Raw genomic sequence first — 13154 nt, forward strand, 5'->3', positions numbered from 1 at the left:
GCGGTGTCGCGGCGGCAGCTCGACGTCGAGGACCTGCTCCTGTTTGGCGGGCAGTTCGGCGGCCACGAGCTCTTTGGTGCGGCGCTTGACCAGCGGCTTGATGCGACGCCGGAACAGATCCAAAAGCTCCGCGTCGCCGGCCTTTTCGATGGGTTTGGCGTAGAAGTCGGCGAACTTGGTCGGGCTGGGAAACAGTCCGGGCGCGGTGATCGACAGCAGCGACCACAGCTCCATGAGGTTGTTCTCCATCGGGGTGCCCGTGATGGCCAGCTTGAACGGTGCGGCCAGCTTGCGGGCGCACTGGTAGGTCTTGGCGTGATGGTTCTTGACGTACTGGGCCTCGTCGAAGATCAGCCCGGACCACGTCCGGGTTGCGTGGGCGTCGAAGTCGAGCCGGAACAGCGTGTAGGAGGTGACCACGATGTGGGCGCCCGCGGCCAACTCGTCGAGGTCGGCGCCGGCGCGGCGCAGCGTGTCGTAGAGGGCCACCACCGACAATTCGGGCGCGAACCGCTTGGCCTCGGCGGCCCAGTTGGCCACCACGCTGGCCGGGGCGACGACCAGGAACGGGGCCATCTCCGGATTGTTCTGGCGGACGCGGCAGATCAGCGCCAACGTCTGGATCGTCTTGCCCAGGCCCATGTCGTCGGCCAGGACCCCGCCAAGTCCGTGGGCGTGCAGGGTCGCCAGCCAGGAGAACCCCTCGGCCTGATACGGCCGCAGCTCGGCCCGCAGGCCGCTCGGCATTTCCGCGGGCTCCACGCCCTGCAGCGCGCGCAGCCCGCCGACCTGGCGCCGCCACTGGCGGGCTTGGCGCGTCACCACACCCAGCTCGGCCAGCTCGTCGAACAACCCGACCTGGAATCGGCTGATCCGTGGCGGCCCCTCGTCGCCGTCGGTGAGCGCGCGGGCCTCCTCGATGAGCCGGCGCAGCGTGACCAGCTCCGGTTTGTCCAGGGCGAAGTAGGCGCCGTCGGCAAGCAGCAGGTGCGACTGCCCGGACGCCAGCGCGGTGAACACGCTGACGAACGGGATCTTTTTGCCCTCGATGCTGATGGTGACACCCAGGTCGAACCAGTCCGTCTCGCCGGGCACCGCGTCGGTGCGCACCGCGATGACCAGCGAGCCACCCGCCTCCCGGTAGTCGGCCGGATCTCCGGCCACCTCCACCACCACGTCGGAAAGCTCGGCCAGCCGCGGCTGGATCTCGGTGGCGAACCGCATGGTGTCCAGGCCCGACAACCGCACCCCCGAGAGCAGTGTGCCGTCGGCGCCGCGCAAGCCCCAGCGCTCCAAAGGCACCTCGATGCGGGCCGCCAAGGCCCGTTCGGCGTCCAGGTCGCGGGACGCGACGTACTCCTCGGCCCCGAACGCCGCGCGAAGCTCGTTGTCGCCGATCCGGTAGGCCCATTCCCAGCTCAGCTCCAGTTCGTGCGCGCCGCCGTAGTCGGCCCGCAACACCAGCGTCGGTCCCACGATCTCCGGCGGCGTGAACGACTCGTCGGAGGAAGTGACGGCCGCGATCTGGCGCAGCCGCGGGTAGTACTCGGCGGCGAAGCCCGCCGCCTCGCCGGCCGGAATGGCCAGCGGCTCGCCACCACACGCCATGCGCTGCAACGCTTCGGGCGCCGGACGCTCCAGGCGCGCCAGCCGCACGCCGCCGTCGTTGTACACCGCGCCGTGACCCGAGGACCCGATGAACGCCACGGGCCGTGCCGCCACACCGTCGACCCGAAGCGCGGGCCGGACGCTCAGATCGCCCGCCGCGTCGGCGGTGACGTCCAGGCACAGCTGCGCCGCACCGTAGGCCGGCACCTCCTGCGGCGGCTGGGCCGTCACCAGGCGCACCCCGACCCGGCGCGCCTCGTCCAGCAACGGCCACAACTGCGGGGACTCGAATCGCAACAGCGAGATCGTCTTCACATCGCCGTAGTTGCCGTAGTTGCCGTAGTTGCCGTACGAATACCCGTAATAGCCGGAAGGATTGGGGCTCGACGCCCGGTAGGCAGTGAGCAATTCCTGCAGCACCCGAAGGTGGTCGTCGCAATAGCCGCCGTACCGCAGCATCGACAGCTTGCCCCAGCTCAGGTCACCGGCCACCCAGCCGCCACGCTTACCGGCGCGAACCAGCCGTGCGTCGAGCGTCGGGACCGGCCCGCCCGTCGCCAGGTTCAGCTCGATCGCGATCGGTGTCCCGGCGTGACCGTGCGTCGCGACCGCGGGCACCAGCGCGTCCAGCGACTGCCGCCACGCCGGCAGCGCCGGCACAGGATGCACGACGCGGGTCGGTGTCTTCGGTGACGCGGTGGCGGTGATCACCAGTGCCGCGACATGCTTGCAGTTCGCCCGCACCGGGCAGCTGCACATCCCGCTGTCGGCACCCCAGGTCCCGGACGCGCCCGGCCGCAGCCGCACCGTCGTCGTGTAGTTGCGACCCTGGCTCCCTCGCACACTGCCGACCAGGTTGTGCGTCGTCTGATCCCACAGGCACCGCAGCACCCTGCCCTCACGCGCGTAGGCGAAGCCCCGTCGATACGTGTCCCCGCCCACCAATTCCAGGACGCCCGAAAGGTTGATCGAGGGAACCTGCACACCGCCCATGGCGGCACCGTAACGCCAGACTCGGACACGAAACCCCGACCACACCGCGCGACACGCCAAAGTCGTGACAGATGAGTTCACTGTGATAGACGTGACCTGCCACGCGCCGCCCCCGAGAGACGAATTTGGCTCTGAGCTGGTCGTCGCCTAGACTTCAGGGGTTGCCGTGGGCAGACCTCGGCCGGTGCGTGGCGAGCGTCAAGCTTTTCCTGCCGGCCCTGCGTGCCCTTCGGCGACGAAGACCGCGCACGTCAGGCTCCTGGGCTTGTCCTGCCGTGCACACGTAAACCAGGTCAGGAGATCGAGTGATTCAGCAGGAATCGCGGCTGAAGGTCGCCGACAACACCGGCGCCAAGGAGATCCTGTGCATCCGGGTGCTCGGTGGCTCGTCGCGACGCTACGCGGGCATCGGGGACGTCATCGTGGCCACCGTCAAGGACGCCATCCCCGGCGGCAACGTCAAGCGCGGCGACGTCGTCAAAGCCGTCGTGGTGCGCACCGTCAAGGAGCGCCGGCGCCCCGACGGCAGCTACATCAAGTTCGACGAGAACGCGGCCGTCATCATCAAGCCGGACAACGACCCGCGTGGGACACGCATCTTCGGTCCCGTCGGCCGCGAACTGCGCGAGAAGCGCTTCATGAAGATCATCTCGCTGGCTCCGGAGGTGTTGTAGATGAAGGTCCGCAAGGGCGACACCGTGCTGGTGATCGCGGGCAAGGACAAAGGGGCCAAAGGCAAAGTCCTGCAGGCCTACCCGGAGCGCAACCGGGTGCTGGTCGAGGGTGTGAACCGGATCAAGAAGCACACCGCGGTCTCGACCAACCAGCGCGGGGCGCGCTCGGGCGGGATCGTCACCCAGGAAGCTGCGATCCACGTCTCCAACGTGATGGTGGTCGACTCCGACGGCAAGCCCACGCGGGTCGGCTACCGGGTGGACGAGGAGACAGGCAAGCGAGTCCGTATCTCCAAGCGCAACGGCGAGGACATTTGATGACAACTGCGCAAAGAGTCGCACCGCGGCTGAAAGAACGTTACCGCAACGAAATTCGCGATTCGCTGAACGAGCAGTTCGGCTACCGCAACGTCATGCAGATTCCTACCGTCACCAAGGTCGTCGTCAACATGGGCGTCGGTGAGGCAGCCCGGGATGCCAAGCTGATCAACGGCGCGGTCAACGATCTGGCGCTGATCACCGGGCAGAAACCCGAGATCCGCAAGGCGCGCAAGTCCATCGCGCAGTTCAAATTGCGCGAGGGGATGCCGATCGGAGCCCGGGTCACCCTGCGTGGGGACCGCATGTGGGAGTTCCTCGACCGACTCACGTCGATCGCGCTGCCGCGCATCCGCGACTTCCGCGGCCTGTCGCCCAAACAGTTCGACGGCGTCGGCAACTACACCTTCGGACTGGCCGAGCAGTCGGTCTTCCACGAGATCGACGTGGACAAGATCGATCGGGTCCGAGGCATGGACATCAACGTCGTGACCACCGCGACGACCGACGACGAAGGGCGAGCGCTGCTGCGGGCCCTTGGCTTTCCGTTCAAGGAGAACTGACGATGGCGAAGAAGGCACTGGTCAACAAGGCGGCGCGTAAGCCACGGTTCGCGGTGCGCGCCTATACCCGCTGCAACAGGTGCGGGCGCCCGCGTGCGGTCTACCGCAAGTTCGGGCTGTGCAGGATCTGCCTGCGCGAGATGGCGCACGCCGGCGAACTGCCCGGTGTGCAGAAGAGCAGTTGGTAACGGGCCCACCAGGGTTTGACGACCCCAGAACAGTGTGCGCGGCAGGCCCCATGCGAAGTCTTCGGCCGGGAACCACCGCGAGGAAGGTGACAGACACCGTCATGACCGCGACTAAGACAACGACTGATACTAAGACCAAGCAGAGCGCCGCGATGGACAGGAGCACCGCTCGATGACGGCCCAGCGACGCTGCGGAGCGCAAGCGATGAGGAGGATCGGGCGCAAATGACGATGACGGACCCGATCGCGGACTTCTTGACGCGTCTGCGCAACGCCAATTCGGCGTACCACGACGAGGTGAGCCTGCCGCACTCCAAGATCAAGGCCAACATCGCCGCGATCCTCAAGAGCGAGGGCTACATCAGCGACTACCGGACCGAAGACGCCCGGGTGGGCAAAGCCCTGGTGGTCCAGCTCAAGTACGGGCCCAGCCGGGAGCGCAGCATCGCGGGGTTGCGACGGGTATCCAAGCCGGGCCTGCGGGTGTATGCGAAATCCACCAGCCTGCCGCGGGTGCTCGGCGGACTGGGCGTGGCGATCATCTCGACCTCCTCGGGCCTGCTCACCGACCGTCAGGCGGCCAGACAGGGCGTGGGCGGCGAAGTCCTCGCGTACGTGTGGTAGTGGGAGAGGCAGCGTAAACACAGATGTCGCGTATTGGTAAACGGCCGATTCCGGTTCCTTCCGGGGTCGACGTAACGATCGATGGACAGCAGGTCTCGGTCAAGGGCCCCAAGGGCGCCCTGGACCTGACGGTCGCCGAGCCGATCACCGTGGAGCGCAGCGAGGACGGCGCGATCGTGGTGAACCGTCCCGACGACGAGCGGCGCAACCGCTCGCTACACGGACTGTCCCGTACGCTGGTGTCCAACCTGGTCACCGGCGTCACCCAGGGTTACACCACCAAGATGGAGATCTTCGGGGTCGGCTACCGGGTGCAGCTCAAGGGTTCCAGCCTGGAATTCGCGCTGGGATACAGCCACCCGGTCGTGATCGAGGCGCCCGAGGGCATCACGTTCGCGGTCGAATCGCCGACGAAGTTCTCGGTCTCGGGGATCGACAAGCAACAAGTCGGCCAGATCTCGGCGAACATCCGCCGCCTGCGCCGCCCGGACCCCTACAAGGGCAAGGGCGTGCGCTACCAGGGTGAGCAGATCCGCCGTAAGGTCGGAAAGACAGGTAAGTAGTCATGGCGCAATCACAATCCGACACCGCCGCGCGAAAGCCGGTGGGGCACAACATCTCCGCGACCCGGCGGGTATCCCGCCTGCGCAGGCACGCGCGGCTGCGCAAGAAGGTCTCGGGCACCCCGCAACGTCCGCGGCTGGTGGTGAACCGGTCCGCGCGGCACATCCACGTGCAACTGGTCAACGACGAGAACGGCACCACGGTGGCGGCCGCGTCGTCGACCGAGGCCGACGTGCGCGGGCTGCAGGGAGACAAGAAAGCCCACAGCGTGCGGGTGGGCCAGTTGATCGCGGAGCGCGCCAGGGCCGCCGGCATCGACAGCGTGGTGTTCGACCGTGGCGGGTACTCCTACGGCGGTCGGATCGCGGCGCTGGCCGATGCCGCACGCGAAAGCGGATTGAAGTTCTGATGACAACTGGAAGGACCGCATAATGGCGGAGCAGTCGGCCGGCGGGCAGGGCGCCCAGAACAGCCGCGACTCACGTGGTGACCGCGACGGCCGCGGTCGCGGTCGCGACAGTGGTGGCCGCGGTGGTCGTGATCGAGACCGCGACGGAGACAAGAGCAACTACCTGGAGCGGGTCGTCGCCATCAACCGCGTCTCCAAGGTGGTCAAGGGCGGACGGCGTTTCAGCTTCACCGCCCTGGTCATCGTGGGCGACGGCAACGGCATGGTCGGTGTCGGGTACGGCAAGGCCAAAGAGGTTCCGGCCGCGATCGCCAAGGGCGTCGAGGAAGCGCGCAAGGGCTTCTTCCGGGTCCCGCTGATCGGCAGCACCATCACCCACCCGGTGCAGGGCGAAGCCGCCGCGGGCGTCGTGCTGTTGCGCCCCGCCAGCCCGGGAACGGGTGTGATCGCCGGCGGTGCGGCGCGCGCGGTGCTGGAATGCGCTGGCGTGCACGACATCCTGGCCAAGTCGTTGGGCAGCGACAACGCGATCAACGTGGTGCATGCCACCGTTACTGCGCTCAAAATGCTTCAGCGCCCCGAGGAGGTGGCCGCTCGCCGCGGTCTGCCGATCGAGGACGTCGCCCCGGCCGGGATGCTGCGGGCGCGACGGGAAAGTGACGCGCTGGCCGCGGCGGCCGCACGTGAAGGAACGGCATAACGATGGCAGACCTCAAGATCACCCAGGTGCGCGGCACGATCGGTGCGCGCTGGAAGCAGCGCGAGAGCCTTCGCACCCTGGGCCTGCGGCGGATCCGCCACTCGGTGATCCGTGAAGACAACGCTCAGACCCGCGGGCTGATCGCGGTGGTGCACCATCTCGTCGAGGTGGAGTCGGTGCCCGAAGGGAAAACGCCCGAAGGGAATACGCCCGAAGGGAAAACACAGTGACGATCAAGCTGCACGACCTGCGCCCAGCGCCCGGGTCGAAGACCGCCCGTACCCGCGTGGGCCGCGGCGAGGGCTCCAAGGGCAAGTCCGCGGGCCGTGGCACCAAGGGCACCAAGGCGCGCAAGCAAGTGCCGGCGACCTTCGAGGGCGGGCAGATGCCGATCCACATGCGGCTGCCCAAGCTCAAGGGATTCCGCAACCGGTTCCGCACCGAGTACGAGATCGTCAATGTCGGAGACATCAACCGGCTGTTCCCGCAGGGCGGCGCCATCGGGGTCGACGAGCTGGTGGCCAAGGGCGCGGTGCGCAAGAACTGCTTGGTCAAGGTACTCGGCGACGGTGAGCTGGCCGTCAAGGTCGAGGTTTCCGCGCACAAGTTCAGCGGCAGCGCGCGCGAGAAGATCAGCGCCGCGGGCGGCTCGGCTACCGAGCTCTAGACCTCGCGGCATCAGGTGAGCTGCGGGATAACTTCCGCGGCAAGGCGTTCCATCTGCTCGCGGTTCTCCGGCACATCGGTGCCCACGGGATTGAGCAGCAGCGTCTGGGCCCCGGCGTCGATCACCTCGCGCAGCCCGCGCGCCACGTCGTCGGGCGTGCCCGAGACCGGAACGTCCTCGACGCCGGGCATCGTGCCGTAGATTCGCCGCAACCCGGCGAGCACCCGCTCGCGGGCCCGCGCCGCGTCGTCGTCGACCATCAGGTAGACCCGCTTCCCGATGGTGAAGTGCGCCGCATCCTTGTGCTGCTCGTCGAGTTCGCGGCGCACCGTCGCGGCTGCTCCGGCGAACGCTCGTGTGGTCGAGGAGCCGGCGCCCAGGAACGCGTCTCCGTGGCGCACCGCCCTGGCCAACGCCGTGGGCGCCAGCCCGCCGAACCAGATCGGCGGGTGCGGCCGCTGGACCGGCTTGGGCGCGATGGGCAGGTCGACGACGTCTCGGTACCGGCCGCGGAACGTCACCCGCGGTTGGTCGGACCAGGCCGCCTTCATCAGCTCCAGCCCCTCGGTGAAGTAGGAGAGATACGTCGACTTGTCCACGCCGAACGCGGCGAACCGGCGCGAGCCGCCGCCGGTGCCCACGCCGATGTCCAGCCGTCCGTGGCTGAGCCGGTCCACAGCGGTCGCGGCCGAAGCCAGCTGCAGCGGATCGTGCAGTGACGTCACCAGGACGGCCACACCCAGTCGCAGGCGCTGCGTGCTCGCCGCGCACCACGCCAGCAGCTCCAGCGGCGCCAGCAGCGGAGCCGCCCCGACGATCTGCTCGAGTACCCAGCCCGCCTCGAACCCCAGCTCCTCGGCGCGCGCGAGATAGGAGCGCAGCCCTGTCGCGTCGAAGCCGTCGTAGTCGAATTGCGGGATGGCGATGGAGAACCTCACCCCCCCACCGTACGGTGGGCGATCGGTACGCTGGGAGGATATGTCTGCGTTCCTGCCTTCGATTCCCAGTCTCCCCGATCTCGGTAAAGACGTCCGTGCCCTGGCCGGCCGGCTCGACACCGCACGCCACCACGGCGTGCCCAACGGTTGCGTGCTCGAGTTCGACCTGCGGGCGGTCCCGCCGGAGACGACGGGCTTCGACCCGCTGGCGATCATCACCGGGGGCGGCCGGCCGATGGCGCTGCGCGACATGGTGGCAGCGATCCACCGCGCCGCCGAGGATCCCCGGGTCGCTGGGATGATCGCCCGCGTGCAGCTTGCGGCGTCCCCGGCGGCGGCGGTCCAGGAGCTGCGCGAGGCCATCGCGGCCTTCAGTGCCGCCAAGCCGTCGTTGGCCTGGGCCGAGACCTACCCCGGCACGCTGTCGTACTACCTGGCCTCGGCGTTCCGTGAGGTCTGGATGCAACCGTCGGGCACGGTCGGGCTGATCGGCTTCGCCACCAACGCGCTGTTCCTGCGCGACGCGCTGCACAAGGCCGGTGTCGAAGCGCAATTCGTCGCCCGCGGGGAGTACAAGTCGGCGCCGAACCTGTTCACCGAGAACGGCTTCACCCAGACGCACCGCGAGGCTGTCACCCGGATGCTGGAAAGCCTGCAGGACCAGGTGTGGCAGGCGGTAGCCCAGTCCCGCACCATCGACCCGCAGTCGCTCGACGCGCTGGCCGACCGGGCCCCGCTGCTGCGTGACGACGCCGTGTCCTCCGGTCTGGTCGACCGGATCGGCTTCCGCGACCAAGCCTACGCCCGGATAGCGGAAATGGCTGGCGTCGAGGACGTTTCGGACGATGACGAACCGCCCCGGCTGTACCTGACGCGCTACGCGGGCGCGGCACGGGCGCGCCTCGTCCCGCCCGTGCCCTCGGTACCGGGCCGCAAACCCGCGCCGACGCTGGCCGTGGTCACCCTTGACGGCCCGATTGTCAACGGACGCGGCGGCCCGCAGTTCCTGCCGTTCGGCAACTCCTCGGTGGGCGGCGACACCATTGCTGCGGCGCTGCGCGCGGCAGCTGCGGACGATTCGGTGGCCGCGATCGTCCTGCGCATCGACAGCCCCGGCGGCTCGGTCAGCGCCTCGGAAACCATTTGGCGCGAGGTGATGCGGGCGCGCGAGCGCGGCAAGCCGGTGGTGGCGTCGATGGGCGCGGTCGCCGCCTCCGGCGGCTACTACGCGGCGATGGGAGCCGACGCGATCGTGGCGAATCCGGGCACCATCACCGGTTCGATCGGGGTGCTCAGCGGCAAGCTGGTGGTCCGTGACCTCAAGCAGCGCCTGGGTGTCGGTTCGGACACCGTGCGCACCAACGCCAATGCCGATGCCTGGTCGGCCGACGCGCCCTTCACCCCGGAGCAGCAGGCCCATCGCGAAGCCGAGGTGGACCTGTTCTACGCCGACTTCGTCGAGCGGGCCGCCGTGGGGCGCAACTTGAACACCGAGGCTCTGGAAGCCGTTGCCCGGGGACGGATTTGGACCGGCGCCGACGCGCTCGAGCGCGGTCTGGTCGACGAACTCGGCGGGCTGCGGGCCGCGGTGCGCCGGGCCAAGATCCTGGCCGGCTTCGACGCGGACGCCCACGTCCGCCTGGTCGGCTATCCGGGTCATTCACTGCTGGACATGGTGCGGCCGCGTCCGTCCTCCCAGCCCGTCGCCGCGTCGCTGCCCGACGCGCTGGGCGCATTGGTGGGCCGCGCCGTCGCCGGGATTCTGGACAACCTCGAACAGACGCTGAACGGCGCGAACGCGTTGTGGCTGGGGCCCTCGCGGCTCTAGGACGTGCGGGTGCCGCTGATGAAGATGATCTCGCCGAGCGGGTCGTCTTCCTCGGGGGCAGGCACGTCCATCCCGTGGCGCTGGAAAAGTTCTGTCCGGGTCACGGCCTCGACGTCCCAGCCCTTCGACCGCAGGTAGTCCACGACATGGTTGCGTTCGCCGGCGTGGACCAGCGACGCCATGTCGATGTCGACGCCGTGCTCCCGGAACGGCCTGGACATCTCCCGCACCCGCTCAGCGTCGAAATCCACGATGCCGGGCACGAATTCGGTCGCGATGGTGCTGCCCGGCACGCTGAGCGCAGTGATGTTGTCGAACAACCGGTCCTGGGCGTCCGGCGGCAGGTAGATCAACAGCCCCTCGGCCAGCCACGCCGTCGGCGACGCCGTGTCCAGTCCGGCCGCGGTGAGTGCGGCGGGCCAGTCGGCGCGCAGATCCATCGGGACGGTGCGCCGCACCGCGGTGGGTTCGGCGCCGATGCCGGATAGGGCGTTGGACTTGAAGTCGATCACCTCGGGCTGGTCGATCTCGTAGACCACCGTGCCGGACGGCCACGGTAACCGGTAGGCGCGGGCGTCGAGCCCGGACGCGAGGATGACCGCCTGACGTACCCCTGCCGCGGTGGCCGCGACGAAGTAGTCGTCGAAATACCTGGTGCGCAAAGCCATTCCGTCGATCATCGCCTGCAGGCGCGCCGGCGAGGCGTTCTCGAAAGCTGCCGGGTCGAGTTCGCCGTCCATCATCATGGTGAAGAAATCCACCCCGACGGCGCGCACCAGCGGCTCGGCGAACGGGTCGTTGATCAGTCCGCGCGGGTCCCGGGTTGCCATGGCGCGCCCGGCCGCGACCATCGTCGCGGTCACGCCCACACCAGAGGACAGGTCCCAGCTGTCGTCGTGTGCGCGAGGCATCAGACGACCCTACTTCAGGGTTGCCGCGACGTAATTCAGGTCGCCGAAGGCGGCCGTCAGCTCCTGGGGAAACTCGAAACCGTTCTGCGCATACAGGTCCCTGACCGCATGGGCCGCCACCTGCCACCCGTGGCCGTTCAGGTAGTCGACCACGACGCTGCGCTCACCCTGATAGAACAGGTCGGCCGCGTCGAGGTCGAAACCGGCGCGCTGCCAACGTTCGGTGATGCGCTGCAACCGCTCGTCGGTGAAGGCGTTGGGGTCCGGCACGTGCTCGGTGGCCAGCCGGCTGCCGGGTGCGCTGAGCGCGGTGATGTGGTCGAACAGCCGGTCCTGGGCTTGTGGCGGCAGATAGGGCAGCAGCCCCTCGGCGCTCCACGCGGTCGGCCGGCCGACGTCGAAACCGCCGCGCCGCAACGCCTCCGGCCAGTCGTCGCGCAGGTCGATGCCGATGGCGCGGCGCTCGGCAGTCGGCGCGGCGCCCAGGTCGGCCAGGATCTGCGTCTTGAATTCGATCACCTGCGGCTGGTCCACCTCGTAGACCACCATGCCCGCGGGCCACCGCAGCCGGTAGGCGCGGGTGTCGAGGCCCGACGCCAGGATCACCGCCTGCCGGACGCCGGCTTCGGCGGCACCGGTGAAGAAGTCGTCGAAAAACCTTGTCCGGACCGTCATCTGCTCGACCCGCGCTCTGCGGTTGAGCAGCGGGTCGTCGTCGAAGTCGAGTTCGCCGTCGATGATGCGGATGAACGGGTCCAGCCCCACCGCGCGCACCAGGGGATCGGCCAGCGGATCGTCGAGCAGCGCGTCGGGCCCCTGGGAGGCCAGCGCGCGGGAGGCCGCGACCATGGTGGCGGTCGCGCCCACGCTGGACGCCAGATCCCAGCTGTCACCCTCGGTTCGTCCCGGATTCTTGGTCATCGGATTGCGCTCCTATTTCTCGAGGGTGCCGCTGGTGTAGAGCATTTCGCCCATGCGCATGTCGTCGTCCTGCAGGGGCGGCAGCCCGTTGGCCACGAACAGCTCCCGGATGCTGACGCTGTCCACCCGCCAGCCGCTCTCGGCCAGGTAGGGGGCCGCTTCGTTGCGGTCGCCGAAGTAGACCAGCCCGGCCATGTCGAGGTCGAAACCGTGCGCGCGCCAGCGCTCGGAGATGGCCCGCATGCGTCCCTTCATCTTTTCTTCGTCACCGGGCCCGGGCGCCGGCGCGCTTTCGGTGGCCAGCCGGCTGCCCGGCGCGCTGAGCTCGGTGATGGTGTCCAGCAGGCGGTCCTGGGCCTCCGGCGGCAGATACCCGAGCAGCCCCTCGGCGCTCCAGGCGGTCGGCTGCGCCGGATCGAACCCAGCGGCGCGCAGGGCGGTGGGCCAGTCGTCGCGCAGATCCACGGCCACCACGCGACGGTCGGCTGTGGGTGCGGCACCCAGGCCGGCCAGCGTGCGGGACTTGAACTCGATCACCTGCGGCTGGTCCACCTCGTAGACGACCGTCCCGGCCGGCCACGGCAGGCGGTAGGCGCGGGCGTCGAGCCCGGAGGCCAGGATGACGGCCTGCCTGATGCCCGCCCCGGTGGATGCCAGGAAGAACTCGTCGAAGTACTTGGTGCGCACGGCCATGTTGTCGGCCATGCGTGACATGGCCCCGGCGGAGCCGGTGGCGCCGTCATGCACGTCGTTGAGCTCGCCCGGGTCCAGTTCACCGCTCGCCAGGCGAGCGAGCAGGTCCACGCCCACCGCCCGCACCAGCGGCTCGGCGAACGGATCCTCGATCAGCGGACGCTCGGCGCGGGTGGCCATCGCGCGCGCGGCCGCGACCATGGTCGCCGTCGCCCCGACGCTGGACGCGAGGTCCCAGGTGTCTCCGTCGTACCGGGAGCCGGTGGAAGTCATCGTCGTACCCCTAAGTAGTTAGTCCATCTCAGTTAATAATTAGTCAATGTAACAGCTTCTGCCACTGTACGCCGGGGCCGAAGCGCGGCAACCTTGACGGATGGCATACGCGGCGGCCGGGAAACGGGTGCTGATCACGGGTGCGTCCTCGGGGCGGGTCAACTTCTTCGCCCCGATGCGACTGACGCTGGCTCTGCTGCCGCGAATGCTGGCGCGAGGATCGGGCCTGGTGGTCAACGTGTCCAGCGTCGGTGGCCGGATGGGCATCATCCACGAAACCGC

At 68.8% G+C, this 13154-nt stretch carries 17 protein-coding genes; 12 read left to right on the forward strand and 5 right to left on the reverse strand.

Going from position 1 to position 13154, the window contains the following annotated elements; genetic code table 11:
- The coding region (locus AC2VOK_RS06575) for an SNF2-related protein (protein ID WP_428899762.1) at positions 1–2601 on the reverse strand (2601 nt) is incomplete at its 3' end.
- Positions 2602–2906: 305 nt separating this feature from the next.
- On the opposite strand from AC2VOK_RS06575, the gene rplN reads away from it, so the two are divergent.
- The 10 genes from rplN (at position 2907) to rplO (ending at position 7308) form a co-directional block, all read left to right on the forward strand.
- Entirely contained in the window at positions 2907–3275 is a 369-nt protein-coding gene (gene rplN / locus AC2VOK_RS06580) for a 50S ribosomal protein L14 (RefSeq protein ID WP_003403649.1), read from the forward strand.
- On the forward strand, positions 3276–3593 hold the full coding sequence (gene rplX / locus AC2VOK_RS06585) for a 50S ribosomal protein L24 (protein ID WP_421529647.1): 318 nt from the start codon (positions 3276–3278) through the stop codon (positions 3591–3593).
- Positions 3593–4156, forward strand: a complete 564-nt coding sequence (gene rplE, locus AC2VOK_RS06590; RefSeq protein WP_421529648.1) for a 50S ribosomal protein L5 — start codon at positions 3593–3595, stop codon at positions 4154–4156. Before rplX ends, rplE begins: the two co-directional genes overlap by 1 nt.
- Positions 4157–4158: 2 nt before the next feature.
- Positions 4159–4344, forward strand: coding sequence for a type Z 30S ribosomal protein S14 (locus tag AC2VOK_RS06595; RefSeq protein WP_144949719.1), 186 nt, complete (start codon positions 4159–4161; stop codon positions 4342–4344).
- 225 nt (positions 4345–4569) lie between these two features.
- Entirely contained in the window at positions 4570–4968 is a 399-nt protein-coding gene (gene rpsH, locus AC2VOK_RS06600; protein WP_421529649.1) for a 30S ribosomal protein S8, read from the forward strand.
- Between the two features lie 23 nt (positions 4969–4991).
- Positions 4992–5531, forward strand: coding sequence for a 50S ribosomal protein L6 (rplF, locus tag AC2VOK_RS06605; RefSeq protein ID WP_421529650.1), 540 nt, complete (start codon positions 4992–4994; stop codon positions 5529–5531).
- A 2-nt stretch (positions 5532–5533) separates the two neighbouring features.
- Positions 5534–5941, forward strand: coding sequence for a 50S ribosomal protein L18 (gene rplR / locus AC2VOK_RS06610; RefSeq protein ID WP_428899763.1), 408 nt, complete (start codon positions 5534–5536; stop codon positions 5939–5941).
- A gap of 22 nt (positions 5942–5963) precedes the next feature.
- The gene (rpsE, locus tag AC2VOK_RS06615; protein WP_421529652.1) at positions 5964–6641 is read left to right on the forward strand and encodes a 30S ribosomal protein S5; all 678 of its coding nucleotides are present in this window, start codon (positions 5964–5966) and stop codon (positions 6639–6641) included.
- A gap of 2 nt (positions 6642–6643) precedes the next feature.
- Positions 6644–6871, forward strand: a complete 228-nt coding sequence (rpmD, locus tag AC2VOK_RS06620) for a 50S ribosomal protein L30 (RefSeq protein WP_428899764.1) — start codon at positions 6644–6646, stop codon at positions 6869–6871.
- On the forward strand, positions 6868–7308 hold the full coding sequence (rplO, locus tag AC2VOK_RS06625) for a 50S ribosomal protein L15 (RefSeq protein WP_428899765.1): 441 nt from the start codon (positions 6868–6870) through the stop codon (positions 7306–7308). The genes rpmD and rplO overlap by 4 nt, the downstream gene beginning before the upstream one ends.
- A gap of 11 nt (positions 7309–7319) precedes the next feature.
- Here rplO and AC2VOK_RS06630 read toward each other — a convergent pair whose 3' ends face one another.
- The gene (locus tag AC2VOK_RS06630; RefSeq protein WP_428899766.1) at positions 7320–8246 is read right to left on the reverse strand and encodes an LLM class flavin-dependent oxidoreductase; all 927 of its coding nucleotides are present in this window, start codon (positions 8244–8246) and stop codon (positions 7320–7322) included.
- A 40-nt stretch (positions 8247–8286) separates the two neighbouring features.
- Between AC2VOK_RS06630 and sppA the strand changes: the two genes are divergently transcribed.
- The gene (sppA, locus tag AC2VOK_RS06635) at positions 8287–10074 is read left to right on the forward strand and encodes a signal peptide peptidase SppA (RefSeq protein WP_428899767.1); all 1788 of its coding nucleotides are present in this window, start codon (positions 8287–8289) and stop codon (positions 10072–10074) included.
- Here the strand turns inward: sppA and AC2VOK_RS06640 are convergent.
- Genes AC2VOK_RS06640 through AC2VOK_RS06650 form a run of 3 tightly spaced genes read right to left on the reverse strand, consistent with a single transcriptional unit; the run spans position 10071 to position 12872 of the window.
- On the reverse strand, positions 10071–10985 hold the full coding sequence (locus tag AC2VOK_RS06640; protein ID WP_428899768.1) for a class I SAM-dependent methyltransferase: 915 nt from the start codon (positions 10983–10985) through the stop codon (positions 10071–10073). The genes sppA and AC2VOK_RS06640 overlap by 4 nt on opposite strands.
- Positions 10986–10994: 9 nt before the next feature.
- Positions 10995–11906 carry a class I SAM-dependent methyltransferase gene (locus tag AC2VOK_RS06645; RefSeq protein ID WP_428899769.1) on the reverse strand — a complete coding sequence of 304 codons (912 nt, stop codon included), beginning with the start codon at positions 11904–11906 and terminating at the stop codon, positions 10995–10997.
- Positions 11907–11918: 12 nt separating this feature from the next.
- Positions 11919–12872, reverse strand: a complete 954-nt coding sequence (locus AC2VOK_RS06650) for a class I SAM-dependent methyltransferase (protein WP_428899770.1) — start codon at positions 12870–12872, stop codon at positions 11919–11921.
- 100 nt (positions 12873–12972) lie between these two features.
- Between AC2VOK_RS06650 and AC2VOK_RS06655 the strand changes: the two genes are divergently transcribed.
- The coding region (locus AC2VOK_RS06655) for an SDR family NAD(P)-dependent oxidoreductase (RefSeq protein ID WP_428899771.1) at positions 12973–13154 on the forward strand (182 nt) is incomplete at its 3' end.

It is taken from the genome of Mycobacterium sp. TH-M116 (assembly GCF_057473685.1).

Coding starts and splice junctions, on each gene's coding strand:
- rplX (WP_421529647.1), top strand. CDS start 3,276: ATGAAGGTCCGCAAGGGCGACACCGTGCTGGTGATCGCGGGCAAGGAC.
- rplE (WP_421529648.1), top strand. CDS start 3,593: ATGACAACTGCGCAAAGAGTCGCACCGCGGCTGAAAGAACGTTACCGC.
- AC2VOK_RS06595 (WP_144949719.1), top strand. CDS start 4,159: ATGGCGAAGAAGGCACTGGTCAACAAGGCGGCGCGTAAGCCACGGTTC.
- rpsH (WP_421529649.1), top strand. CDS start 4,570: ATGACGATGACGGACCCGATCGCGGACTTCTTGACGCGTCTGCGCAAC.
- rplF (WP_421529650.1), top strand. CDS start 4,992: ATGTCGCGTATTGGTAAACGGCCGATTCCGGTTCCTTCCGGGGTCGAC.
- rplR (WP_428899763.1), top strand. CDS start 5,534: ATGGCGCAATCACAATCCGACACCGCCGCGCGAAAGCCGGTGGGGCAC.
- rpsE (WP_421529652.1), top strand. CDS start 5,964: ATGGCGGAGCAGTCGGCCGGCGGGCAGGGCGCCCAGAACAGCCGCGAC.
- rpmD (WP_428899764.1), top strand. CDS start 6,644: ATGGCAGACCTCAAGATCACCCAGGTGCGCGGCACGATCGGTGCGCGC.
- sppA (WP_428899767.1), top strand. CDS start 8,287: ATGTCTGCGTTCCTGCCTTCGATTCCCAGTCTCCCCGATCTCGGTAAA.
- AC2VOK_RS06640 (WP_428899768.1), bottom strand. CDS start 10,985: ATGCCTCGCGCACACGACGACAGCTGGGACCTGTCCTCTGGTGTGGGC.
- AC2VOK_RS06645 (WP_428899769.1), bottom strand. CDS start 11,906: ATGACCAAGAATCCGGGACGAACCGAGGGTGACAGCTGGGATCTGGCG.
- AC2VOK_RS06650 (WP_428899770.1), bottom strand. CDS start 12,872: ATGACTTCCACCGGCTCCCGGTACGACGGAGACACCTGGGACCTCGCG.